The organism is Clostridium sp. AWRP (assembly GCF_004006395.2).
Classification (GTDB): domain Bacteria; phylum Bacillota; class Clostridia; order Clostridiales; family Clostridiaceae; genus Clostridium_B.
Map to the genome: position 1 here is coordinate 4029958 of NZ_CP029758.2, position 24752 is coordinate 4054709.

The following is a 24752-nucleotide window of genomic DNA, read 5'->3' on the forward strand; positions in this document are numbered from 1 at the left end:
TTATAAAATGTATAGGCTTTTTTATTACTTCTCTTCCTTATATTAAAGCTATTCTGGATATATATATTGATTTTGTGGCTTTTGAGCTGAATCTACACCTTCAACTCTTATAACAGGAGTACTGGACTTTTCACCGTTAATATTTTCAGTTTCTACATCAATTTTCCCTGTGATTTTAATCCATTTGTTATTTTTTAATGTAGAAGCTTTATTCCAATCACATACTAATCCTGTAACCTCTGTATCAGCAGCACAGCAAACCATCATTAATCTTGCAATTAAAAATTTATCTTTAGAATTTGCACCATCCCTAAATACAAAACCTGTTATAATTATATCTTTACCTTTATATTTGTTTGGATTATTATAACAAATATCATCTGCTATATGAGTAAAATTTTTTCCATCAACAACTAAAATATTATCTTTTGGAGTATCTTTCTGAATACTTTTTGATTGAGTTTGGGAAGTTGAGATGTTTTTACTTATGCTATTTTTCATTACTACTTCACCCTTTTTTGAAATAAGTTCATCATTTAATCCCTGCGGATTTATGTAAATACCTAAAAACAATGGAACTAAAAACACACAAAAATAAACCTTTCTTTTGTTGATTTGTGTAGGTATAAAAAGTCTTCTTAGTTGAAAAATGGTGAGTATAAGAAAAGTAATGAAAGAAAAGCGAACATATTTTATCATTTTAGGATTAAGATAAAGATAAATTTTCCCGGATGAAAGTAAGTTGTAAACATAATAAGTAAAACATATGAGTATTACAAACCATTTAAATTCACTTTTGTTCAATTTCACAATATCAATCCCTCCTTAAAAGGTAAGTAGTTAACTACTGCTCCTATAATAAAACAAACTGTAAAAATCACAAAAATCAGTTTTATTATAAATCTACTTTTAAAAGTCTCACTTAACATAAGTGTATTTTTTATATCAATCATTGGCCCAAATATAAGAAAAGCTATAATAGACCCTGTAGTAAATTGCCCAACAAATGTTCTTGCAATAAATGCATCAGTTTCAGAGCATACTGCCAATAAAAATGCTAAACCTATCATAACAAGTATGGAATATATTTTGTCATGTCCAACTAATAAAATATATTTTCTTGGTACAACTGTTTGCATTAGTGAAGATAGAAATGCACCAATAATTACAAACCTTCCAACATCATTTAATTCTATAGTTGTATGATCCACTACTTCCATAATTGTTAATCCTATATTATGTTTTTTACCTGAATTATAATGGGAATGTCCACATCCGCATTGACAATCACTATCATGATGATGATAATGCCTGTGATGATGTTGGAAATCCATGTCTACCTTTTTTAATACAGAACTATTATCACATATAATGCTAATCACATTACCAATAATCATTGCCCCAATAATACCTAATCCACCACGCATAATAACTATGTAAATATTATTTGAAAATGCGTAGTAAGTTGAAGCAAGTACTACTGGATTTATTATAGGTACGGAAAGCATAAAAGTAATACCTATATGTAATGGCATACCTTTTTTTATTAATTTTCTTACAACAGGAACAATTGCACAATCACAAATAGGAAATACTAATCCTATTAAAGCAGCACTTAATAATCCCAAAAACTTGTTTTTAGGTATTATCTTAGCTAAAGTTTCTTCTGTAACAAATATTTGAATTATAGATGCCAATATTGTTCCAACCATTATAAAAGGAAATGCCTCCAAAATTATACTTAAAAAAATTGTTGAAAATCCTTGTAACATTTTATTATCTGTTAAAGATTTAAATTGAATATTAGGCAGTGAAAAATGAATTGATAGCATTAATATTGAAATGCTTGAAAACAAAATAGGAAAAACAAGCATAAAAATAATCATTATAAGAAAGTTTTTTCCCAATTTATCATTTTGAGTTATCAATTGTACTTTACCTCCCTCTATTACGTTTATACTAAATTATAATATTTATATTAAATGCATAATAGAACAAAAATAAGAGTTAGACACTAATTTCTTAGTGCATAACTCCTATTTTTAATTTCTTTGAAAATGCCTTAACCTATTTTAAACTATTATATATTAATTCTAAATTACTCTTCATACTTTGAATATAATTTTTATTATCTTCCTTGCTTTCAATTGTATATATCTTTTTCACTTTTGCTCCGACTTCTTTAGCAAGGGTATTTGAAACCTTAGGACTTACCATGTCCTCTACAAATATAGTTTTTATTTTATTTTGCTTACAGTAATTAATTAACTCTCCCATCTTTTTAGTTGTTGGCTCACCTTCTGCAAATACATCTTCTACACTATTTTGTTTTAGTCCAAAATCTCTACAAAGATAAGCAAAGGCTGCATGACCTGTAACAAAATTTTTATTAGCTACTTTATCAAACCTTTTCTTATAATCATTATATAAACTGTTAAGTTGATTTGAAAAATCTTTATAATTTTTCTCATAATAATCTTTATTAGATGGATCAGCCTTTACTAAAGCTTCTTTTATGTTCTTTGCTTCAAATTCCGCACCCTTTAAACTTACCCAAACGTGAGGATCATTTTGTCCATGTTCCTTAATTTCACCTTCATCAGTATTCTTTATTGACTCAAAACCCTTTGATGCCTCAACAACAACTAATTGTTTGTTATTTATAACTTTTAAAGACTTGTCCACCCATGACTCCATTCCAAGCCCATTATAAACAAATACTTTAGCTTTGTTTAAATCTTCAAGATCCTTTGCTTTAGGCTCATATTCATGAGGCTCAACCCCATTTGGAATTACTGTCTTAACTTCTACCTTATCCTTACCTACTGCTTCAGCAAATTCTCTCATAGCATTAAAGGAAACTACAACTTGAATTTTTCCATGAGATTCCTTTTTATCTGCAGCCTTATTATTGCTGCTCACATTAGCATTACCACATGCCGAAAAAGTTACAAGACTACACATTAACATTAAAATTGAGATTATTTTTCTATACATTTTTTCACTCCTTAAATAAAGTTGTTGCAAATCGATTGCATTTACATATATAATATACATATATACCTAAACTGTCAACAGCTTCCACCTTAAATATCATTAGGAGAATTTACATGGTGTATATTTCTTCTTGCAATTTCATTCTATTTTTATAAATTAGTTTCTTCAAAAAAGATTAATATGTTTATAACCCCTACTATGAATAAGTACGTTATGTTCGCTTCCATAGCTTTGTTGGTTTTGGGAATTTTTTCAAATGCCTAAAATAATAAGTACTCCAAATGATAAACCAAGGTTTGGCTACTTAATATTTGGGATTCCAATAATCATTGGTATTTTAGTGAATCCAGGTGGATTAAATCAACAAATAGCAGATACAAAAGAAATCAATATAGTACAAAATTCTACTCAAGCAAACACAAAATCACTAAGAAAAAACTCTAGTGTGACTAAAAATGCGGAAATTGTTATGACTGAAAAAAATTTTTTTGCTTTTCTTAATGGAATTAACGATGATCCAAATATATTTACATTAATAGCACTGATTAAGTTTAAAAACATTATATGTCCATTAAAGTTCCAGTAGAAATCCCGCTTAAAATATCATTTTCTTTATATTGTTCTAATATATGCATCAGGCTCTTCATATTATCGTTAACAAATTTATTTTTGTAATATACCAAACTAAAAGATCTGTCTAAAGCTTGTTCATTACTTTTTATCACATACAACAGACCTTTTTTTACTTCTTCTTCAACTAATCTTGCAGATATAGCTGCAAGACAATTATTCATAATTACTATTTTCTTCATCATATCTGGACAAGTTACTTCCCACTTAATATTTATATTTGCTCCACACCTGGAAATATAGTTCTCAAAAAGTTCCCTTGTACCGCTTCCTTCTTCACGCATTACAAAATATTCTTTTTCCAAATCCTTAACAGAAATACTACTACATCCTGAAAATCTATGGTTCTTACTGCATACTATTACAAGATAATCATTTATCATTGGAAGCGCAACTAAATCCCGGCTTTTAATTTTACCTTCCACAATACCAATATCTAATTCAGATTTGAGTAATTTTTCTTCTATAAACTTAGTATTATTAATATAAACGAAGGTCTCAACCTGAGGTTTTATTTTGTGGTATTGATTTATAAGTTGAGGCATAATACAGGAACCCACAGTTATAGTACCTCCAATCCTAAGCTTTTCTGAAAATCCCTTCAGCATATTATCTTCTAGTTCATCAAACTGATTTACTAGCATTCTAGCATAAGCAAATAAGTTCTTCCCTGCTTCTGTAATATATAGTTTTTTACCAATCCGTTCAAATAACAATACACCATAATGATCCTCTAATTCCCTAACTGCCTGGCTAACAGTTGGTTCCGAGATATAACATCGAGCTGCAGCCGTACTCATTTTACCTGTCTCTACTACAGCAATAAAAATTTTTAAATGTCGAATTGTCATATTAGTTATAATCCTCTCTCAAATTTTTAATAGGTTTTACCTATTATTATTATTAAATAATATCATTTTCCTTATTTAATAACAAGTGATATTATGAAAATAAGCAGTACTGCTAAACATATAAGATTATACAAATATTAATGAAAGAGGATGTTACATTATGAAAATCTTAATAATTGGCGGAGTGGCTGCTGGCACAAAAGTAGCTGCAAAATTAAAACGTGAAAATAGAAAAGATGAAGTTACAATTCTAACAATGAGCAAAGATATTTCTTATGCAGGATGCGGTCTTCCTTACTATATTGGAGATGTTATTAAAAGACGAGATCAATTAATTGTAAATACTCCTGAAAGCTTTTCTATGCTTACTGGAGTTAATGTTTTAACGGAAACAGAAGTAACTGCAGTTAACAGTGATAAAAAAACAGTAGACGCTGTAAATTTAAATACAAAAGAGACTTCTACCTATTCGTATGACAAGCTTATCATATCCACTGGTGCAAAACCTATAAAACCTCCTTTTGAAGGAATAGATTTAGATGGTGTATTTGTATTGCGTACACCAGATGATGCTACTGCAATAAAGGATTTACTAAAATCCGGTAATGTAAAACGTGCAGTTATAGTTGGAGGCGGATTTATTGGTTTAGAAACTGCTGAAAATCTTGCTAAACAAAATATAAAAGTATCAGTTATAGATATGGCAGATCATATTTTACCAGGTTTTGATCCTGAAATTGCAGATTATGTAGAAAATCATCTAGCAGACAGAGGTATCATTGCTTTTCCTGGTACAAAATTAGAGGCTATTATTGGAGATACAAAAGTTGAAAAGATCCAAACAGATAAAAGGAAAATGAAAACGGATGCAGTTATTCTCTCTATTGGTATCAAGCCAAATACTGATTTTCTAAAAGATTCTGGTATTAAACTAATGCCAAATAAGACAATTCAAGTAGATGAATATCTACAAACAAATTTAAAAGATATATTTGCTATTGGAGATTGTGTATGCGTAACAAATAGAATAACAAAATCATCAGCATGGTCACCAATGGGTTCTTCTGCAAACATGGAAGGCCGTACACTAGCACAATACATAAACAATAGAAAAGTAACTTATCCAGGTGTTCTTGGTACCGGAATAACAAAACTTCCCGAACTCAATGTTGGAAAAACAGGATTATCAGAAGAAGCTGCATCAAATCAAGGATATGATCCAATCAGCGTTATAAGCGTTGTAGATGACAAAGCTCATTATTATCCTGATTCTTCTTTCTTCATTATAAAGATGGTTGCAGACAAAACTACAAAAAAATTTCTAGGTATACAGGTACTTGGGAAAGGTGCTGTTGATAAAATAGTTGATATTGCTGCAACAGCACTTACTTTAAATGCTACCTTAAAAGATTTAGAAAACATGGATTTAGCCTATGCACCACCTTTTTCAACAGCAATTCATCCTTTTACAACTACTGTGAATATCTTGTTGAATAAGATAGATGGTGACTTCTCAACAGTTACCCCTGCTGATTATCAGAGAGGAGAATGTTCTGATTACAAAATAATAGATGCCTCCATCACTCCTACGATACAATCAGCAGAATACATTGATCTTACAAAGGTAAATGGAGAAGTGGAAAACCTTAATAAAGATGACAAATTACTGCTTGTATGTGCAAAAGGAAAACGTGCTTACATGTTACAAAACCGACTAAAATTTTATGGATATAAAAATACATTGGTCCTTGAAGGAGGATTAACATTTAACCATATTAAATAAATAAAATATTATTTAAGGAGGAACCAAGTTTATGGCTACATTAACAGTTAGTGCTGAAAATGAAAAAAAAGTAAAAGCCCTTGGTTTTTTAAGTAACAAGGGTACAGATAATTTCTCTGCAAGAGTAATTACTGTAAATGGTAAGATCAACACCGACAAAATGAATTGCATTGCAGAAGCAGCTAAATTATATGGTAATGGTACAGTTGTTATGACTACACGTCTTACAATGGAATGTCAGGGTATTCCATATGATAAAATTGATGATTTCAGAAATTATATTGCAAAAGAGGGTTTGGTTACTGGCGGTACAGGCTCTAAAGTACGTCCTATAGTAAGTTGTAAAGGAACAACCTGTCAATATGGTCTCATTGATACTTACGCTTTATCAGAAGAGATTCATAAAAAGTTTTATGAAGGATATGTGGATGTAAAACTACCTCATAAATTTAAAATTGCAGTAGGCGGATGTCCAAATAACTGTGTAAAACCTAATTTAAATGATTTAGGAATTATAGGTCAAAGAATACCTAATTTTGATGAAGAAAGCTGTAATGGATGTAAAAAGTGTTCTGTAGAAGAAGCTTGCCCCATGAAAGCTGCCAAAGTAGTGGATGGCATCTTGAACATAGATACCAACATATGTAACAATTGTGGACGCTGTATTGGGAAGTGTCATTTTGATGCAATTGAAGATGGTACCATAGGCTACAAAATCTATATAGGTGGCCGTTGGGGTAAACTTACAGTAACAGGCAAAGCACTAAATAAGATTTTCACAGATAAAGAAGAAGCATTAAGCATTATTGAAAAAGCTCTTCTCTTATTTAGAGAAAAAGGAAAAACTGGAGAACGTTTTGCTAAGACAATTGAAAGGCTTGGATTTGAAAATGTAGAAGCCGAATTATTATCAGATGATATATTGCAGAGAAAAGAAGAAATATTAAAAGCAAAACTTCATTTAACTGGTGGAGCAACTTGTTAATGAATAATAACCTCAACTTTCTAACATACAAAATTTTACTTAATATAATTATCAAAGTTATTATTTAACTGGTATAATCAGCACCACCCGTAAAATAGGGTGGTTTGCTCTATCCCTATAATGGCATGTTATTGGCAGTGCTACTCACACACTGAACGATCTGCCAACCGCATGTCTTTACTTACTGCACCTAAAAGGTGCTTTTTTATATATTTTTGTATCATTTTTTATTTCTTCTGTATTTTGGTGCAAAAACTATATGATATTTACAATTCCACTTGCTGTGTGATAAGCTACTATTATCCATTTCAGACACACCTCCAATATATTTTAGTTGTGGTTGTCAAACCCACTTCTATTTTATATTGGAGGTTTTATTTATCATTATTATAACACAATGTATATTCCCTTATTTAATCACAAGTGATATTATAAAAACAAGTAATACTGCTAAACAAATAAAACACAAAGGTAAAGACATTTCTTATTATAGCAATCTTATTAAAAATGAATGATAACTTTAAAGGAGATGTATAATCACTATGGTTAGTGCAAAAAGACAAAAAGAAATGAAAGCATTAGGATTTTTATTACAAAATGACAAAGAACATTATTCAGTTAGGTTTTTAAGTAAAGCCGGCAATTTTACAGTGGAAGAATTAAACAACATTAATAAAATTGCAGAAAAATATGGACGAGGATATTCGGGACTTACAACAAGACTTCAAATTGAAGTTCCATGGATCAAGGATGAAGATGCAGAAAAAGTAATCCAAGAAGCTAAAGCTTTAGGACTACGCCACGGCGGTACAGGTCAAAAAGTAAGACCTTTAGTTTCCTGTAAGGGAACTGTATGCCTCCATGGCAATATTGACACCCAAGCAATCTGCAGAGAATTAGACCGCAAATACTTTGGAACTGATACTCCACATAAATGTAAAATAGGAATAGTTGGATGTGCTAATAACTGTGGAAAAGCTAATATAAATGATATCGGAGTTATGGGAAGATGTGTACCTAAATTTAATTCGGATAATTGTGTTGGCTGTGGACTTTGCGTAACAAATTGCCGACAAAAAGCATTACAGTTAGTAGATAAAAAAGTAGTTCATGATAAAAACTTATGTGTAGAATGTGGTGAATGTGTACGAGTATGCAACAGTAATGCTGCTACTGCTAAAGAAAAAGGTGCAGAAATATTTGTTGGTGGAAGATTTGGAAGAGGAATGAGAATTGGAGACTCACTTGGAAAAATATTTAAAGAAGAAGAAATAGTATCAGTTGTCGATACCATTATGGAATATTATAAACAAACCGGCAATAAAGCTGAAAGAATTTCAGCAGTTATGGATAGAATTGGGAAAAAGAAATTTATAGCTGATGTATTAAACAAAATTGATTAATTATTCTACACAATAACCAGTGAAATTATGAAGCATGTCAAGAATATCTTTAAAAAAGGATATTTTTAACATGCTATTTTTACATCTTTCAGCTATTTAAGAAATCCTTTTAATATAGTATCTTCAGCTTCTTTTTCTGAAAGTCCCAGTGACATAAGTTTTATAAGCTGATCACTGGCAATTTTTCCTATAGCAGCTTCATGTATAAGTTGTGAATCTGAATGAAATGCTGATATTTTAGGTATAGATTGTACCGTTGCTTTATCCATTATTATGGAATCGCATTGAATATGACCCCTGCATCTCTCATATCCAGACATATTTAAATGGAATAGTTGTTTTGACTGGTCTCGTGCCACAGAACGAGAAATTATTCGTGCAGAAGAATCTCTTCCTACCATTTCCACATTTATCTTCGACTCTGCGTCTTGATTTTTATATGTAAGAAGTCTCTCTGATACTACAGCTCTAGCATTTTTATGAAGTTTTATTTCTGTATCCCTTTTAGTACTGCTTACCCCTTTTATTTGGACTAGCTCTAATTCAGCATATCCTCCTTCTTCAACCTCTATTATTGTTTTAGGATTCAATACTCTTTCACCATTCCCACTGCCTTCTCCAAAATGTCTCTCCACATATTTTATGCGAGCACCTTTCCTGACAAAAAATTCATGTACTCCATCATGCTGGGATTTTTTCTCACCTGGATTATGTATACCACAACCTGCCACTATAAGTACATCTGACCCTTCACCAATTTCAAAAGTGTTATACACAACATCATTTAACCCTTCTTGTGTTAAAATTACAGGTATATGTACACTCTCACCTTTAGTACCAGGTTTTACTATTATGTCTATACCAGGCTTATCTTTTTTTGTAACTATATCTATATTGGCTGTAGTATTTCTTCCAACCTTTTCTCCATTTCTTCTTATATTATAAGCACCAATTGGCAATTCATGAAGTCCTGACATTTGACTTAACATACTTTTATCCAATTCATCCAACATCTAAAAAGTACCTCCTTTTTGACAAACTTCGCCGCATTTACAGTTATCATTCTTTTTTATTTTATCAAGTATATTTTCTTTTGAAGTTATTTCTTTAATTTGACCATCTGCAAGTATGATAACTTTATCTGCTAAATTTAAAATTCTCTCTTGGTGAGATATTATAATTATAGTCGTTTCTTTATTTTTATTCATATTTTCAAAAGTTTCAACTAATTTGTTAAAACTCCATAAATCTATTCCTGCTTCAGGCTCATCAAACAATGCAATTTTGAGGTTTCTGGCAAGTATAGTTGCTATTTCTATTCTCTTAAGTTCACCACCAGAAAGACTTGAATCAACATCCCTATTTATATAATCTTGAGCACAAAGTCCTACATCCTGAAGTAATTTACATGTATTTACCTTATTATCTCCTGAAGCTAGGTTTAGCAGTTCATTTACTTTTATACCTTTAAATCTTGCTGGCTGTTGAAATGCAAAGCCTATACCTTTTTTAGCTCTCTCGGTAATATCTAAACCTGCGACATTTTCTCCATCTAATAATATATCTCCAGAAGAAGCTTTATATATTCCCATTATTGTTTTAGCTAAAGATGATTTACCACCGCCATTTGGACCAGTAATTACATATATTTTATTCTTTTTAAACTTTAAGTTTATATCTTTTAAAATATTGATTTTTCCATTATCATTTTCTATTTCAAGACATAAATTCTTTAATTCTAACATCTATCTAATCCTCCTTATTATATTAAAATCATTTTATCCGATGGCTACCATCCGTAACACTCCCATACTTTTTAGGTGGGAGATAACGGCTGATACGCCTCTGGATAAGTTCTTCTAAGACTCAGATGGATAGGTATTCCTCATAATCAAACTCCACCTGAGTTCAAGAATAACTTTATATTTCTTCCTGACAAATATATTGTATCACCCTTGACAATCATTATATCATCTATTTTATGAAATTTTTAGATAGTAATTTTAATATTTGCATAATGCTATTTCTAAAATAACAAATATTTATCCGATGGCTGCAAAAAAACACTCCTTATCACAAATAATTGTAAATTCATTATCTAAAATTATTGTTAAAAAAGAGTGCTTTTATTAACTTAATATAAATATACTTAGTGGTAATTGCTACTACAGCTATCTGTCCCATTACAGTTTCTAATTAATTTTAATAATCTTTTATCCATTAGATCAAGAGCTTTCTCAACTGAATAACCTGCTCCAAAAAACCTTGTTACTCCTGCATCTGCTAGAATATCAAATGCTGTCAATTGTATATCACCTGTAATCAATGCCTCACAATCACACTTTAATATCTCATCAGCAAGGTTTTTTTGAGATAAACCTTTACATGGTTCTTCATTTTTTATAACCTTAATACTTAAATCGCTCATATTAACAATCAACAAATATAAACATTTTTCAAACTTATCAGATACTACACTATTTAAATTTTCACCCTCCGCTGCCACTGCAATATTCATCCTTTTACCTCACTTTATATATATTTAATCTAAAAATGAATATAAAATTTCACTAATTATTGTTCTTCATTACTTTGAACAAGCACAAAATCTTTCAAGTTTCATCAAAGCTGCCGTACCTGCAAGGGTAGTTCCAAAAAATATAGTTGGTTTATCTAGTAAAACACTTGTTATTGTTTTGTTAGCTACAGTACTGCCTGTAGCAACCACAATATCACACCAATTCAATAAATCTTCAATTGGTTTACTTCCATCCTCAACCATTATACCATATTTAACTTTTCCTATATTATTGGCATCCAAATCTACAATCCTAACTTTATAATTTTTACTTAAATTTTCTAACATAGCTGGCTGAAACCCTATCAGCGCAATTTTAGGATTCCCATATTTATTTTTTATATATTCCACTAACTCTAAAGCACACTTTTCTGGTTCCCCATCTTTACAATGCACTGTCTTATCTGTTATTCCTAAATATCTACATACAGCATTTAAAGTAGCAATATATACAGCTGTATCAAAATTTGTCTGTAAAGGCATTTCAATTATTTGTTTTAAATTCCCATGAAAATTATTGGGCATATCTGTAAAAGCCTGACCTTTGGCACCTTTAAAATCTGCTTGAAGTAATTTTTCTTTTCCTTTTATAATAGGAAAATCTTTTCTCTCAGTATTTCCTATAGCCTCTTCTGCAGTTAATGCTTTTCCTGTTATTTTTATTTCATCATTTAAAAGTCCATTGTCTTCTACAAGTTTTCTAAAATTATGAAATAGATCAGTATAAAATTCATTTTTATTCATTTTTTATTCCCCCAAAATATTAATCTAATTCTCAAACTCAGTAAGCTACTATACTATACATTATAAAAATAAACCTTATTTAAAATTTTACTATATAGCATTAACTTTTATCAATTATTTATACAACTTATTTTTATAGTATCCATCTGAAAGATATAAAGCCCCTAAAGGATTGTGTGCAAGTACTCTATCTTTAACTGCAAAAACGGTTATGGGTGCATTAGAATGTTTTATAAACAATGAATCATGTCCTACACATAATCCTAAAATTATATTCAAATCCGTTTTAGCATTATTTAATAAAATAGCTTGTCCTATAGGATTGCACATTGGTTCATAAGTGCCTGGCCTTACCTTTTGACTGTCTTTTATATTTAAAAATTCTTTAGGTATACTTCCATTTTTACAAATCACCGAATCAACTTCAAATCCATTATGTTTTAATATTTCACATAAAATTTTTGCTTCCTTACTTAACCCTACACAAAAAGCCACTCCTAATTTTTTAAAATTACATTTATTTGCAAAGTCCATTATCTCTTCAAGTCTTGTTTTTTTGCAATATCCTTCCGCTTCAACTAATGCCGAATTATGTGCCAATTTATAATTTTCATCTTCAGAATATAGTTTTTTTATTTTATCCTGTTCCTCTTTCTCATTGCATGGACAATTAAGAGGCAATTTGTCAAGTTCTCCCTTTTTACAATAATGTTCACTGCACATAGCACAAGTATACATATTCCCACCTCAAACCTTTTTCATTAATTTTTAAAAATTATTTTTGTACCCTATATATAATTATAGCATATGCTAATTATATATCAATTCCAACTTAAAAATATTGCGAAGCAATTAATTCACAATGCACGATGCACAGTTCACAATTAAGGATGATTTTCTTCCGTTAAAACTTCAGAAAGTCTAAAATATAGCACCATTGAAGCAAAGCTTCAATAAGCTTTAAATTTAAAATTTTTCGCAGCACAACGGAGAAAAATCTACCGAAATTGTGCATTGTGAACTGTGAATTGTGAATTCATTTAGGTCGAAATATTTCTATATTAAGTCAAAATTTTATATGTGAGAAAGTTTATTTTTAACTTACAACAGCCCCTATTATTTTAGAGTTATCTTTTTAAATCCACCAAAGCTATTTGCCATTTGTGAATAAACTTCTTTTCCAAGAATAAACTTATAAATTTCATCAGCTTTCTTTACTGGATCAACATCCTTAAATTTTTCAGGGTACAGAACTTTTCCTAAATAGTAGGCATCTGCCATGGCAGTTTCAATATTTGTATCATAAAAATTATAAGGCATCTGTGAGTACACTTCACCATTTTTTACTGCAGAAAGATTATTATAATAATCAGGATTCTTTTTATAATCTTCCTGTACTACCTGCAGTCCTCCCTCATCTATAAAAATCTTATCTGGATTCCATTTAAGAAGTTTTTCTTTATCTATCATGATTGTACCTGTTTTTCCTGTTTCATCCACTACATTTTTTCCGTTTACAGCTTTAAGCAGTGAGTAATTTCCTTGAGTACTTTCAATACCATGAGAACCTTTCATACTTACAGCTCCAATATATGTACTTGGTCTCTTATTTTCAGGAACATCTTTAGTTCTTTTATATAAGTCATTTTTACAATTTTTCATATAGTTAACTACTTTCTCTGCTCTATTTTCATTGTTAGTAACTTTACCAATAATTTGTAAAGAGTTATACACATCAGGGTCAAAAGTAGATTGTTTCCCATAACTTATAACTACAACAGGTATATTGGTTTTAGATTGTAACTCATCAGCAGACGATTTGTCTGAGCAATAAGTGGAAAAAATTACATCTGGTTTAACAGAGAGTATTTTTTCAGCATCTGGTGAATTATTAGGTCCACCTTGACCTATAGCTGTAAGCTTCTTAATTTCAGGATTTACCATCATATATGGTTTTCCTACAGCTTTACCTTTTTCCATCTGTTCCACACCTACTAACTTTTTTGAACCATTTATATAACAGTAAAGTCTCAATGCCCCTGGTCCAATGGCTACAACTTTATTTGCCTTTGCATTTAATGTAACCTTTCTTCCAACTAAATCTGTTACAGTTATCTTTTCAGATTTTGAACCTGAAGTTTCAGCTGATTTAGAAGAACATCCTGCAAATAAAAGCGTTATTACACATACAGTTACAAGCAATAAACTTAAAATTTTCCTATGCATAATTTATCACCTTCCCTAAGGCATTTTCAAAAAATAACTAGTCTATATGCTAGTCTATTTTTGAAAATGCCTAATTTAATATATTATTTAAATAAATTAGCAACTTTTGTACCAATTCTTCAATTAATATATATTAATAGAATACATGGAAGTATTGGAGCCGACAGCCATTGGACAAGATAAGCTTTTACATAAAAATGCATATAAAAAATGATATTGTCCCTATTAAAACAATATCATTCCGAGAAAATACATATTTCATTTTGAGAACGTTTTATCATTATAAAACTAGATAACTTCTACAGGATCACCAACATTTATTCTTCCACCTTTAACTACTATGCCAAATCTGCCTTCTCTACTAACTATATAAGGCCTGCCACATTCTTTGTATTTATCTTTTCCTACATAAAGTATTTTAATTACAACTTCTCCGATTCGAATTAAACTATCAACACCAAGATTGTTAAGGGGAATACCTGATATAGTAATATTTTCAGTAAATCCACCTTTATTAACTTCCGCAACTTTATCAGAAGGAACCTTTTTCAACGCCTCTATAGGTAATATACTTATCTGCCTATCCCAATTTCCTGCATGTGCATCCCCCTCAATACCATATTTTTCAATGACATTAACTGAGGGAACTTGAATTTTTTCAGTTCCTCTTTTTTCACTAATATTTAAAGAAACTACTTTTCCCATTAAACCCTACCTCCATATTTAAACTTTTATTTAATATGTTTTACATATCCAACTGAACCTAAGAATCACCTGATACTTCTTATCTAAATTATCTTGAACAATATATGTTTTGTTTACCTATATATAACAATATCAAAAAAATTCTAACAAATCAATTAATTTCAGCTAAAAACTAAGCCTATATTGTGATTATAGGAACATCTACAATATAAGCCTATTTTGTGTTTATCAACCTATTCAATTATTTCAATGTTATTTTTTTAAATCCTCCATAATCTTTTGCCATTTGAGAATAAAGTTCTTTTCCAAGAAGGAACTTATAAATTTCATCAGCTTTTTTCTCTGGATTAATGTCTTTAAATTTTTCAGGATAGAGAACTTTACCAAGATAATATGTATCTGCTAATGCAGTATCTATATTGTTATAATAGGCAACATAGGGTAATTGGCCATATAATTCTCCATTTTTTACTGCAGAAAGGGAATTATAGAATTTGGAGTTTTTTTCATAATCTTGCTGTACTAAAGCATATCCACCCTCGTCAATAATTATTTTTTGAGGGTTCCATGTTAAAAGTTTTTCTTTGTCAATCATAACTGATCCACTTTTCCCAGTTTCATCTGCAACATTCTTAGCATTTAATATTTCAAGTTGAGGATAATGAGCTGATGTACTTTCAATACCGTGAGTTCCTTTCATGGAAAGTGCGCCAACATACACACTCTGCTTTTCCTCATTTGGTATGTCTTTAGTTCGCTTACTTAAATCATTCTTACAATTTTCCATATAATCTACTATATCATTAGCTCTTTTTTCTTTTCCTATAACCTTTCCTATAAGTTTCAATGCAGTATACATCTTTTGATCAAATACCACATTATTTCCACATGTAAGATTTACTACAGGAATTCCTGTCTTATTTTGCAGTTCTTCAGCCCCTGATTTATCAACAATATCTCCTGCAATAATTACATCAGGTTTTACATTAAGGATTAATTCAGGATTAGGATCTGCTGGAAATCCAGGTCCTATTACAGGTAATTTCTTAAGTCCAGGATTTGCAAGCATATAAGGCCGTCCGTCAGAACTTGTCTGCTGTGCCTTTTCTACACCAACAAGTTCATTTATACCATTAACATAACAATATAATCTCATTGCTGATCCAATAGCCACTACGCGCTTAATATTTGCAGGAATCGTAACTTTTCTTCCATCCATATCAGTTAAATTTATTTTTTCTGGTTTCTCAGATGATTTAGATATTCCCTTATTGCCGCAGCCGCTAAATACACATGTAATTAAAAATAACATGGCAACTATCATACATGAAAATTTTTTATACATAATAACCTCTCCCTTTTATAATGGTACAACTACAGGAGTATTTCTATACTTTTCAATAGCTACCGAAACAGAATAAACGCTTTCAATGTTTTTAGGTGTCATTACTTCCCTTCCACCTGCAGCAAAAATACTCCCATCTTTTAATAGAACAAATTTATCTGCAAATCTTATAGCAAGATTTAAATCATGAACTATCATTATGGCGGCAATTTGCTGAGTGTTAACTATTTCCCTAATAATTCTTATGACTTCAAGTTGATTTTTTAAATCCAAATTACTTGTGGGTTCATCTAAAAGAAGCACCTCTGGTTTCTGAGCAAGTGCCCTTGCAATTACAACCTTTTGCAATTCACCACCACTTAACTCATCCAAATATCTTAAAGAATAATCTTCAAGTCCCAGCGTTTTAACAGCCTTATTCACTATTTCAATATCCTCTTTTGAAATATTCCATTTTATATACGGTTTTCTCCCTAAAAGCACTGAATCAAAAACAGTAGTCCTAACACTTGCCTGCTGCTGGGAAACATAACCTATCCTTTGAGCAAGCTTCATAGGGCTAAGCTTAAAAATTTCATCACCTTCAATTAATACAGTACCAGACTGTGCCTTTAATATATGATTTATACATTTAAGTAGGGTGGATTTTCCTGCTCCATTTGTCCCCAAAATCGCAACACATTCCCCTTTTTTTACTGAAAAATTAATATCTTTAAGAACAGATCTACTCGGGTACTTAAATGTAAGCCCCTTTACAGATAAAATCATTTTTTCTTATACCCCCTCATAAGCAAATATAAAAACATAGGTGCGCCCATAAAAGACGTAATAGCACCAACAGGTAGTATTATAGGTGAAATTATGGTTCTTGCAAGGGTATCAGAAACAAGAAGTAAAAGTGATCCCATAAGTGCAGATGCCGGAATCAAGAAACGGTGATCCCCTCCAATAATTCTTCTCATTATCTGAGGTCCTATAAGTCCTATAAATCCTATAATACCTAGGAAAGAAACTGCTGCTGCAGTGATTAAAGAAGAAACAAACATTCCGCCAAACCGTACTCTTTCTACACTCACTCCAAGACTCTTCGCAGCTTCTTCTCCACTGTCCATAGCATTATAATCCCACTGCCTTATAACAAAATAAATTACTGATGCTATGATAAGAATTGCCATTATAATTACCTCTTTCCAAGAAGCACGTCCAAGGTCACCAAATGTCCAAAATACAACAGCTGCTACCTGAACATCCTGGGCAAAATACTGAACGAGTGTAATGCCAGCAGAAAAAAGTGACCCTATAGCTACTCCGGCAAGAAGTACTGCTTCTGAGGAAAGAGCTCTAAGTTTTGCAATCATTAAAATGACAACAGTAGCCAGCATAGAAAAGGAAAATGCACAAATAGTAACTATATATGGATTATTTATAAGCACTGCATCACTACCGGTACTTTTAACGCTTCCTGCTCCAAATACTATAATAGCAATATTTGCACCAAAAGCTGCAGCACTGGATATTCCTAAAGTTGACGGTGATGCAAGAGGGTTTCTCAAATTACTTTGCATTACACATCCTGCAACAGATAGACCTGCACCTGCTATAATAGCAGCTAAAACTCTTGGGAGACGTATATTCCAGATTACAACATTGGATAACCCATCCCCATTTTGAAAAATAGTCATTAAAATTTGGTACAGTTTAATATTTGATGAACCAGCACAAATAGAAAATAAAGAAAATATTATAATTAGCAACAGTACAAATAAAATTACAATCTTTTTTCTTCCTGTATACTCTTCGTAATTTTCATGTATCTCTTCTTTCAATTTAACCAATTCCTTTGCTTATTTTATATGCTTCTACTTTTTCCAGCAAAACCATGCCACTTTAGAAGTTACCTTTTCTTCTACAATTCCATTTATTGACTTGCTTTCTATGTAATCTCTAATTAAAACTTTTTCTTCTTCTGTTAAAGACTTTTTTCTTCCAAAATGAAGCAAGCATTTTTTGTAACATTGATCTACAGGCTGACTTTTACTCCAATCTGAATCTACATAACTTATCTTTGGATAATAGCCCATATTCCATAGTATATTAAGGGCACTATACATTTTATTTCCATAGGGTTTATTATTATGGAATCCTAAAATTATTTCAGAAATATCATTTTTTAAACTGTCTTTTCTATCCACAAATCCACTTAAAAAATACAAATTTGTCCCACAATCAATCATTTTTATAAGATCTTCACAGCTATCCACAGCTGGTGTCATAGATGCAAAAACCAAATCAAATTTTTCTTTCCATTTAAATTCTTCTAAACTTAAGTCTGGCCATGCTTTTTTTACAAATTTTACATTATTTCTGCACTTTGCCCTTAAATTTTTTTTGGCACACTTAAGCATATTTTCAGAAATATCTACAGCAGTAACGCATTCAGATATTTCCGAAAACTTTCTAGAATAAAATCCTGTACCACATCCTATATCCAATACGTTCTTAAATTTATTATTTTTACTTGCTTCAATAAATTCTAGTATAGAGATAAAATCTCTACTCTCCTTTTCTTCTATATCTTTGCTATTAAATTCTTCAGCCCTTTCATCCCAAAATTTTTCTTCCATATCATATGATTTTTTTGAAATATTCCATAAATTAGAAAAAAAGCTTATGTCCATTCTTTTTACCACCCTCGCGTATATTCTTCAAAACAATCCAAACAAAGTTTCTTTCCTTCACTCATTCTAATTTTATGTTCCGGAACACCTTCTCCACATTTATCACAAATAACTGTATTAAACAATCTTGCAGTTTTGGGAACCTCAAATTTAGGTTTTTTTATTTCAAATACTTCATCTACCGGTGATTCTAAAATATACCTTTCTCTTTCCTCTCTACTCATTTCGCCCTTAAATTGTTTTAAAACTACCCTTATACTATTTCCATTTTCTCTGTTAAAAAATGAAAAAGCCATTTTACCAGTACCTCTATATATTAGATTACCTTTTCCTAAAGTACATCCTGTTATAACTTGTACCGCATCAACACCACAAGCGTCATTTTCAGTAACGCATACTACTTCTTCATCAGATGAAAATTTCAAATTCATTTTCTCTACTGCCGCCTCACATGCCTTAAATCCTATGGCAAGTCCCGGACACTCATGTCCATGAAATTGTATACATTTATTCCATAATTCTTTATTCATCAATAATCTCCCCTTTCAATTATTTAAATTATACAAGCAATTTTCAAGCCAAAATGTGATATACAAATTGGAAATATATATATTATAACAAGCAGAATTCTTGGCATAAGACAAAAATACTGTTTAAAACTAAATTTTTTTAAATTTTCTTCTAACAGATTATAATTGAGGTTAGATAAAATAGAAATACAATTTTATTATAATGATACAGAATTAGTCTCATAATGATATGATAGCACCATTATGAGACTAATATAAAACAGAAATATAATCAATCCTAATAAATATCTATATTATAGGCTCTATTTTGCATCCTATATCAATAGGTTTTGCATAATAAACACAAGTTGTTACAATAGCATCAATTCCTGTTTCAACATAATCCTCAATATTGCTTTCATTAATCCCACCAGCAGCTAATATAACCATAGATGGACTAATATCTCTTAGAATACTTACATTTTCCTTTAATTTATCACAGGGAACCTTATCAAATTGAATTCCATCAATTCCACTTTTACAAAGTTCAACTGCATCTTCTATTGAATCAACTTCAGCTATTACTTTTTTTTCACAAACCTTACCCTTAATTTTCTTAATCATCTTGGCTAATTCATGGATACCACCTAAAAAATTTAAATGCTGTTTAAAAATTAGTATAGTCTCCGATAATCCTAATCTATGAGGAAAGCCTCCTCCCGAAACAACTGCTTTTATAGCTAATTCTTTAGTACCAGGTATATTTTTTCTTGTAGTTATAACAGAAACATCTGAATTTATATTAGCTGCCTTATCAACTAATTTCCTTGTTTTAGTAGCAATGCCAGAACTATAGTCAATAATATTTTGACAAATTTTCCATGCCATATGTAAGTCACTGGCACTGCCCTTTCCTTCAAGAAAGACCTCATTTTTCTTTACTAAACTGCCAGAAGCTTTTATTTTTGTCAGTTCTATATTTAATTTGCTAAATATTTTTGCCGCTTCTTCTGTTCCACATAGTACTCCGTCTTCCCTTGAAAAAAATTGTATCTTACCTTCTTTATTACCAATTTCTAAAACTAAAGTAGTTAAGTCAATATAGGGAACATCTTCTTTAATAAATTTGTCAATGAGTTCATCTGAAATATACATTTGTAACGTCTCCCCTCTGTTAAAACATTTTAATCATATACCATTACCTATAAAATCTTCCACATACTTTGATTTAGGATGATTAAATATTTCATCAGCAGTACCTATTTGATACATTTTTCCATTCCCCATAATTGCTATTCTATCTGCCAGGTATACTGCTTCATTAAAATCATGAGTTATTTGAATAGTTGTAGTATTTAATTCTCTATGCATTTTTTTTAAGTTATGTTGAAACTTTTTCTTAGTACCTGGATCCAAAGCACTACTTATTTCATCAAGGAGTAGTATCTTTGGTGAAGTTACAACAGCCCTTGCAAAAGCAACTCTCTGCTGTTCTCCACCGCTTAATGTAAGTGGCCTTCTGTCCAGTAAATGTTCTATATTTAGCATTGAACTTATTTTCTGCAAAATTTCATCCATAATACTTTTATTCATTTTCTTCGTCTTTAATCCAAATAATATATTTTCTCTAACGGATAAATGGGGAAATAGCAAATAATCCTGATATACAAATCCAATATTTCTACTTTCCGGCGGAATATTATTTATGTTAACATCATTTATATATATATTTCCCCTATCAATATCATACCCACCTGCAATAGCTTCTAAAACAACAGTCTTTCCGCTTCCTGTAGTTCCTAATATTACAAAATACTCTCCATCCAGTACTTCGAAACTTATATCACAAAGTTCGAAATCACCAAGTTTTTTGTAAATATGATCTACTCTAAGCATATTAGCCTCCTTATGAAATTCTAGTAATTAACTTTCTTTGTACTGCATTTTTGCACACATTCAAATGCAAATAGACAAATTATAGATATAATTATAAGTATAGTGGCAGCAGCTAAAGCCTTATCAAGGTTTCCTGCTGACAAATTTAAAAATATAGCTACTGGCAGAGTTTCCGTTTTCATTCTAATAGCACCTGCTAGCATAAGTGCAGTTCCAAATTCCCCAAGTGCATTTATCCACGTAATTATTACAGCTGAAATCAATCCGTTTTTAGCTAAAGGAATTGTTATTTTAAAAAACGCTCCCCAGACGCTGCATCCAAGAGTTCTGCCTACAAATTCAAGTCTGGGATTCACATCTTCAAAAGTACCCTTTAAAATTCTTATCATATACGGAACATTTATAAAGAAGTTTGCTAGTATAATTCCTTTAACCGAAAACACTGGATCTAAACCTAACTTATTTATCATATTTTCAACCTGTTTTGTACTAAATAACATAAGCAAAGCAATTCCTGCTGCAATTGGAGGAATTGAATTTGATATTTGTATTATAGAATTTATAATCATTTTGCCAAAGAAATCATATCTGGCAAGTCCATAAGCTATAGGTACAGCAAATATCAAACAAATTATAGTAGATATTGTAGATGTATATAATGTCAATTTAATTGCAAATTGTATTTCCTTGTCCATAATGATAGATGCTAAGTTAGGAAAACTTTTTTGAAAAACCACAAATATGGTTAAAGTTATAAAAACCATAAATATACTTATAAAAAGAAATATATAAATTTTAAAAAGAATGTCTTTATAATTATTTTTTGACATACTTAAGACCTCTAGTTTCTATTTAATAGGCTTCAAATTATACTTAATAAATATTGATTTTGCCTGACTGGAAGTAACAAAATTTACAAATTTATCACTTAATTCTTTATCTTTAGAACTCTTTAAAACAGATATAGGTACTACTTTAATCAAATTTTGATCTTTAGGAATTTGTACTAAATCTATGCTTTTAGACGCATTTAAAGCATTATCTTCCCACATAATAGATGCATCTGCTTTTTTCATAGAAACAAACGTTACCATTTCATTTACTGTAGTAACTGTAGAAACTATATTATTTTTTACCTGACTCTCTATACCCTGTTTTTGAAATAATTTAGATGCAAGTTTTCCTAATGGAGAAGTTTTAGAATCTCCTAGAATAACCTTAACTCCAGGTTTTGTGAAATCATTTATGCTTTTAATACCTGCAGGATTTCCTTTCGGTACAGCAATTACAGGTATATGGTATACTAAGTCCTTTTTATCCAAAACCAAATTTTTTTTGTTTGCTGTTTCATAATCTTCATTGGATGCTAATACACAAAGATCTCCCTTTTTAGAAACTTCCATCTGGCTTATAAGTTCTGAGGAATTAGCATAGGTATATTGAACTTTCGTCCCATATTTCTTTTCAAATTCTTTGCCTATTTCCTCCATAGGTTTATTTACTCCTGCAGCACAATAAATAAGTAATGTCTTTTTATCTGTGTCATTTGTAGTAGTACTTTGCTTTTTCTGTCCACAGCCTATAAACATGCCGCACACTAGTAATAAACTCAAAACCAACATTAACATTTTGTTTTTTTTCAAAGACTTCATCCCCCATACTATTTTATTTGTTTTAAGTAAGCATTAAAGTAATTTCATGATAAAATCAATCAAAACTAATCAATACTAAATTTAATTAATTACTATTATTACTTTTTGTCTACTTATGTTGATTGTATCAAAAACATAACACTAAATCAATTATGTTAAATATCTGTGTTAATAGAAAATAGTCCATACTTTAACTTAAAATATGGACTATTTTATGTACAATTTAAATAAAATTTAACTTATATACGAAAAATTTTTTAAAACTTCATTTGTGTGTGTAATCTTTATAATCCGGTTTAAACCACTTTATAGATACACTTGCTTTACCTGTTTCATCCTTAGGGTTTACTTCTAAATTATCATTACCTATTTTGGATTTATTTATTAATAACACTATATTTTTAGGATTATCACAATAAAAAGTAATTCCTCTTATATTATCAATTGTAGGAATGTATCTTCCAAATATGGGGTCATTTATGGAAGTTATGTTAACATAAGTTTTGCCGTTTTGAGTTAATTTCTGATAAGTTAAGTACTTATGTATATCAGCATAGTTTAAAACTCTGGAAGTCTTCGCAACAAGTATTTTATTGTTGTCCTGGTATTCTTTTAATAGCTTCAGTGAACTTATATTATCTTGTGTAAATAAATCTTCTGTGTTAATACCCAGATGTTGTGCTACTATACTATATTGTTTATTATTTACTATGCTGTCAAGATTGGCTTTCGTAAGCTGTCTGTGAATATATTTGGGAGTCCAGATCCAATCTATTTTATTATTTACTAAATCATTTGTATACCTATGAAATCCCCACACTTTTTTTCCGTCTCTCAATGAAATTTCATAGAGTGGATAATCATGTCCAAAATTGTGATCTGACCATGAATCCCAAACATATTTAATACCACTTTTTAAAGTTATATCTGTATGGTAGTAAGGTGATTTAGGGTTGTCCCCTTGTTGATAACTCATAAATTTTCCAGTACCATATGCACCAAAATTTTGTTTATTAGCTTTATTACCATGATTTATCCATACCGTTTGTTTTAAATTCTCAGAATTTAAAACGTTCCATGCGTTTTTAGCCAAATTTCTATTAAAGAGAGTACCTTTTTGATTTTCAGTTGAAAAATCTCCAAAAGTATGGATACAGTCTATCCATCCTGACCTAATATAGTGAGTTATTTCATCAGCATTGTGTTTTTCAGTTTGACTTGTCCCATTAAAAAATGTCATTATGTCTTTCACATTATGTCTTCCATGAACATCAACTACAGAGTTGCTATTATCACCCATATACATCCAAAATGAATCTCCAATATCTAATCCTAGTCCTTGTCCATATGACGTCTCAGATTTGGTATTTAAAAATTTATGATACGTTTCAAATTCTTCCAATGTTCCATCATCAATATCAGAACATATTGCAAGCATAGAACTGTAGGGATATGGAAACTTCCTTAAATCTTTATTCTGAGAATCAGTAGTTTGAGGAATTGAATTTAATGCATTTTTAGGTATAGCATCCTCTGTTTTTTTACTTTTATGAGAATCCGCAGAAGATGATACTTCTAAAGAAGCAGTCAATTTTTTTTGAAAGCGAAATTTATAGTTACAAAAAGAAGCAACTGCAATCATTATTATAAAACAAATTAAAGTCATAACCTTAAATTTTCTATTTTTCCTAATTCTTTTTGTTTTTCTTGATCTTGGCATAAGTCACATCCTCATATAAATTATTTATTAATAAAAAAACTATGTTCCTT

Annotated in this window: 26 protein-coding genes and 1 pseudogene; 5 read left to right on the forward strand and 22 right to left on the reverse strand. The window is 30.4% G+C overall.

What is annotated here, in order from left to right:
- Nucleotides 1-48 precede the first annotated feature (48 nt).
- From DMR38_RS18835 to DMR38_RS18845, 3 genes are all read right to left on the reverse strand, one after another.
- The gene (locus DMR38_RS18835) at nt 49-810 is read right to left on the reverse strand and encodes a TIGR03943 family protein (RefSeq protein WP_175413068.1); all 762 of its coding nucleotides are present in this window, start codon (nt 808-810) and stop codon (nt 49-51) included.
- Nucleotides 807-1928: a permease gene (locus tag DMR38_RS18840; protein ID WP_127722924.1), complete on the reverse strand. Its 1122-nt coding sequence runs from the start codon at nt 1926-1928 to the stop codon at nt 807-809. Before DMR38_RS18840 ends, DMR38_RS18835 begins: the two co-directional genes overlap by 4 nt.
- Before the next feature lie 139 nt (nt 1929-2067).
- Nucleotides 2068-2997 (reverse strand): metal ABC transporter substrate-binding protein, encoded by a 930-nt coding sequence (locus tag DMR38_RS18845; protein ID WP_127722926.1) that lies wholly within the window; start codon nt 2995-2997, stop codon nt 2068-2070.
- Nucleotides 2998-3177: 180 nt separating this feature from the next.
- Here DMR38_RS18845 and DMR38_RS22425 point away from each other — a divergent pair, with 180 nt between their 5' ends.
- Both DMR38_RS22425 and DMR38_RS22430 read left to right on the forward strand, forming a co-directional pair.
- Nucleotides 3178-3261, forward strand: a complete 84-nt coding sequence (locus tag DMR38_RS22425; RefSeq protein WP_243124610.1) for a hypothetical protein — start codon at nt 3178-3180, stop codon at nt 3259-3261.
- A complete protein-coding gene (locus DMR38_RS22430; protein ID WP_243124358.1) occupies nt 3254-3583 on the forward strand; it encodes a hypothetical protein in 330 nt (109 codons plus the stop codon). Before DMR38_RS22425 ends, DMR38_RS22430 begins: the two co-directional genes overlap by 8 nt.
- On the opposite strand, the gene DMR38_RS18855 is transcribed toward DMR38_RS22430, so the two are convergent.
- On the reverse strand, nt 3558-4478 hold the full coding sequence (locus DMR38_RS18855) for a LysR family transcriptional regulator (protein WP_127722928.1): 921 nt from the start codon (nt 4476-4478) through the stop codon (nt 3558-3560). The two genes, DMR38_RS22430 and DMR38_RS18855, sit on opposite strands and share 26 nt — an antisense overlap.
- Nucleotides 4479-4638: 160 nt before the next feature.
- Between DMR38_RS18855 and DMR38_RS18860 the strand changes: the two genes are divergently transcribed.
- Together DMR38_RS18860 and DMR38_RS18865 are read left to right on the forward strand one after the other, a co-directional pair.
- Nucleotides 4639-6261: an FAD-dependent oxidoreductase gene (locus DMR38_RS18860; protein ID WP_127722930.1), complete on the forward strand. Its 1623-nt coding sequence runs from the start codon at nt 4639-4641 to the stop codon at nt 6259-6261.
- Between the two features lie 31 nt (nt 6262-6292).
- On the forward strand, nt 6293-7246 hold the full coding sequence (locus DMR38_RS18865) for a (4Fe-4S)-binding protein (RefSeq protein ID WP_127722932.1): 954 nt from the start codon (nt 6293-6295) through the stop codon (nt 7244-7246).
- A gap of 232 nt (nt 7247-7478) precedes the next feature.
- On the opposite strand, the pseudogene DMR38_RS18870 reads toward DMR38_RS18865, so the two are convergent.
- Nucleotides 7479-7553 (reverse strand): annotated as a pseudogene (locus tag DMR38_RS18870) (IS200/IS605 family transposase); the annotation flags it as partial.
- 235 nt (nt 7554-7788) lie between these two features.
- Here DMR38_RS18870 and DMR38_RS18875 point away from each other — a divergent pair.
- A complete protein-coding gene (locus DMR38_RS18875) occupies nt 7789-8649 on the forward strand; it encodes a 4Fe-4S binding protein (protein WP_127722934.1) in 861 nt (286 codons plus the stop codon).
- Between the two features lie 92 nt (nt 8650-8741).
- Here the strand turns inward: DMR38_RS18875 and DMR38_RS18880 are convergent, their stop codons facing one another.
- From DMR38_RS18880 to DMR38_RS18960, 17 genes are all read right to left on the reverse strand, one after another.
- On the reverse strand, nt 8742-9662 hold the full coding sequence (locus DMR38_RS18880; RefSeq protein WP_127722936.1) for a SufD family Fe-S cluster assembly protein: 921 nt from the start codon (nt 9660-9662) through the stop codon (nt 8742-8744).
- The gene (locus DMR38_RS18885) at nt 9663-10394 is read right to left on the reverse strand and encodes an ATP-binding cassette domain-containing protein (RefSeq protein ID WP_127722937.1); all 732 of its coding nucleotides are present in this window, start codon (nt 10392-10394) and stop codon (nt 9663-9665) included.
- 404 nt (nt 10395-10798) lie between these two features.
- Entirely contained in the window at nt 10799-11167 is a 369-nt protein-coding gene (locus tag DMR38_RS18890; protein ID WP_127722939.1) for a NifB/NifX family molybdenum-iron cluster-binding protein, read from the reverse strand.
- A gap of 69 nt (nt 11168-11236) precedes the next feature.
- Nucleotides 11237-11971 (reverse strand): DUF364 domain-containing protein, encoded by a 735-nt coding sequence (locus DMR38_RS18895; protein WP_127722941.1) that lies wholly within the window; start codon nt 11969-11971, stop codon nt 11237-11239.
- A 114-nt stretch (nt 11972-12085) separates the two neighbouring features.
- Entirely contained in the window at nt 12086-12709 is a 624-nt protein-coding gene (locus tag DMR38_RS18900; protein ID WP_127722943.1) for a DUF1847 domain-containing protein, read from the reverse strand.
- 378 nt (nt 12710-13087) lie between these two features.
- Complete coding sequence (locus tag DMR38_RS18905) at nt 13088-14197, reverse strand: iron ABC transporter substrate-binding protein (protein ID WP_127722945.1); 1110 nt, start codon at nt 14195-14197, stop codon at nt 13088-13090.
- 288 nt (nt 14198-14485) lie between these two features.
- Entirely contained in the window at nt 14486-14902 is a 417-nt protein-coding gene (locus tag DMR38_RS18910; protein WP_127722947.1) for an MOSC domain-containing protein, read from the reverse strand.
- A 241-nt stretch (nt 14903-15143) separates the two neighbouring features.
- Nucleotides 15144-16247: an iron ABC transporter substrate-binding protein gene (locus DMR38_RS18915; RefSeq protein ID WP_127722949.1), complete on the reverse strand. Its 1104-nt coding sequence runs from the start codon at nt 16245-16247 to the stop codon at nt 15144-15146.
- Nucleotides 16248-16262: 15 nt separating this feature from the next.
- Entirely contained in the window at nt 16263-17015 is a 753-nt protein-coding gene (locus DMR38_RS18920) for an ABC transporter ATP-binding protein (RefSeq protein ID WP_127722951.1), read from the reverse strand.
- Nucleotides 17012-18073, reverse strand: coding sequence for an iron ABC transporter permease (locus DMR38_RS18925; RefSeq protein ID WP_243124360.1), 1062 nt, complete (start codon nt 18071-18073; stop codon nt 17012-17014). Before DMR38_RS18925 ends, DMR38_RS18920 begins: the two co-directional genes overlap by 4 nt.
- A 33-nt stretch (nt 18074-18106) precedes the next feature.
- Complete coding sequence (locus tag DMR38_RS18930; protein WP_127722955.1) at nt 18107-18925, reverse strand: class I SAM-dependent methyltransferase; 819 nt, start codon at nt 18923-18925, stop codon at nt 18107-18109.
- A 5-nt stretch (nt 18926-18930) separates the two neighbouring features.
- A complete protein-coding gene (locus DMR38_RS18935; RefSeq protein ID WP_127722957.1) occupies nt 18931-19455 on the reverse strand; it encodes an FmdE family protein in 525 nt (174 codons plus the stop codon).
- A gap of 288 nt (nt 19456-19743) precedes the next feature.
- Complete coding sequence (gene modD, locus DMR38_RS18940) at nt 19744-20589, reverse strand: ModD protein (protein WP_127722959.1); 846 nt, start codon at nt 20587-20589, stop codon at nt 19744-19746.
- A gap of 33 nt (nt 20590-20622) precedes the next feature.
- Nucleotides 20623-21330 carry an ATP-binding cassette domain-containing protein gene (locus DMR38_RS18945; protein ID WP_127722961.1) on the reverse strand — a complete coding sequence of 236 codons (708 nt, stop codon included), beginning with the start codon at nt 21328-21330 and terminating at the stop codon, nt 20623-20625.
- A 20-nt stretch (nt 21331-21350) separates the two neighbouring features.
- Complete coding sequence (locus DMR38_RS18950) at nt 21351-22160, reverse strand: ABC transporter permease subunit (RefSeq protein WP_127722963.1); 810 nt, start codon at nt 22158-22160, stop codon at nt 21351-21353.
- Between the two features lie 18 nt (nt 22161-22178).
- On the reverse strand, nt 22179-22973 hold the full coding sequence (gene modA / locus DMR38_RS18955; RefSeq protein ID WP_127722965.1) for a molybdate ABC transporter substrate-binding protein: 795 nt from the start codon (nt 22971-22973) through the stop codon (nt 22179-22181).
- A 274-nt stretch (nt 22974-23247) separates the two neighbouring features.
- A complete protein-coding gene (locus tag DMR38_RS18960) occupies nt 23248-24702 on the reverse strand; it encodes a hypothetical protein (protein ID WP_127722967.1) in 1455 nt (484 codons plus the stop codon).
- Between the last annotated feature and the right edge of the window lie 50 nt (nt 24703-24752).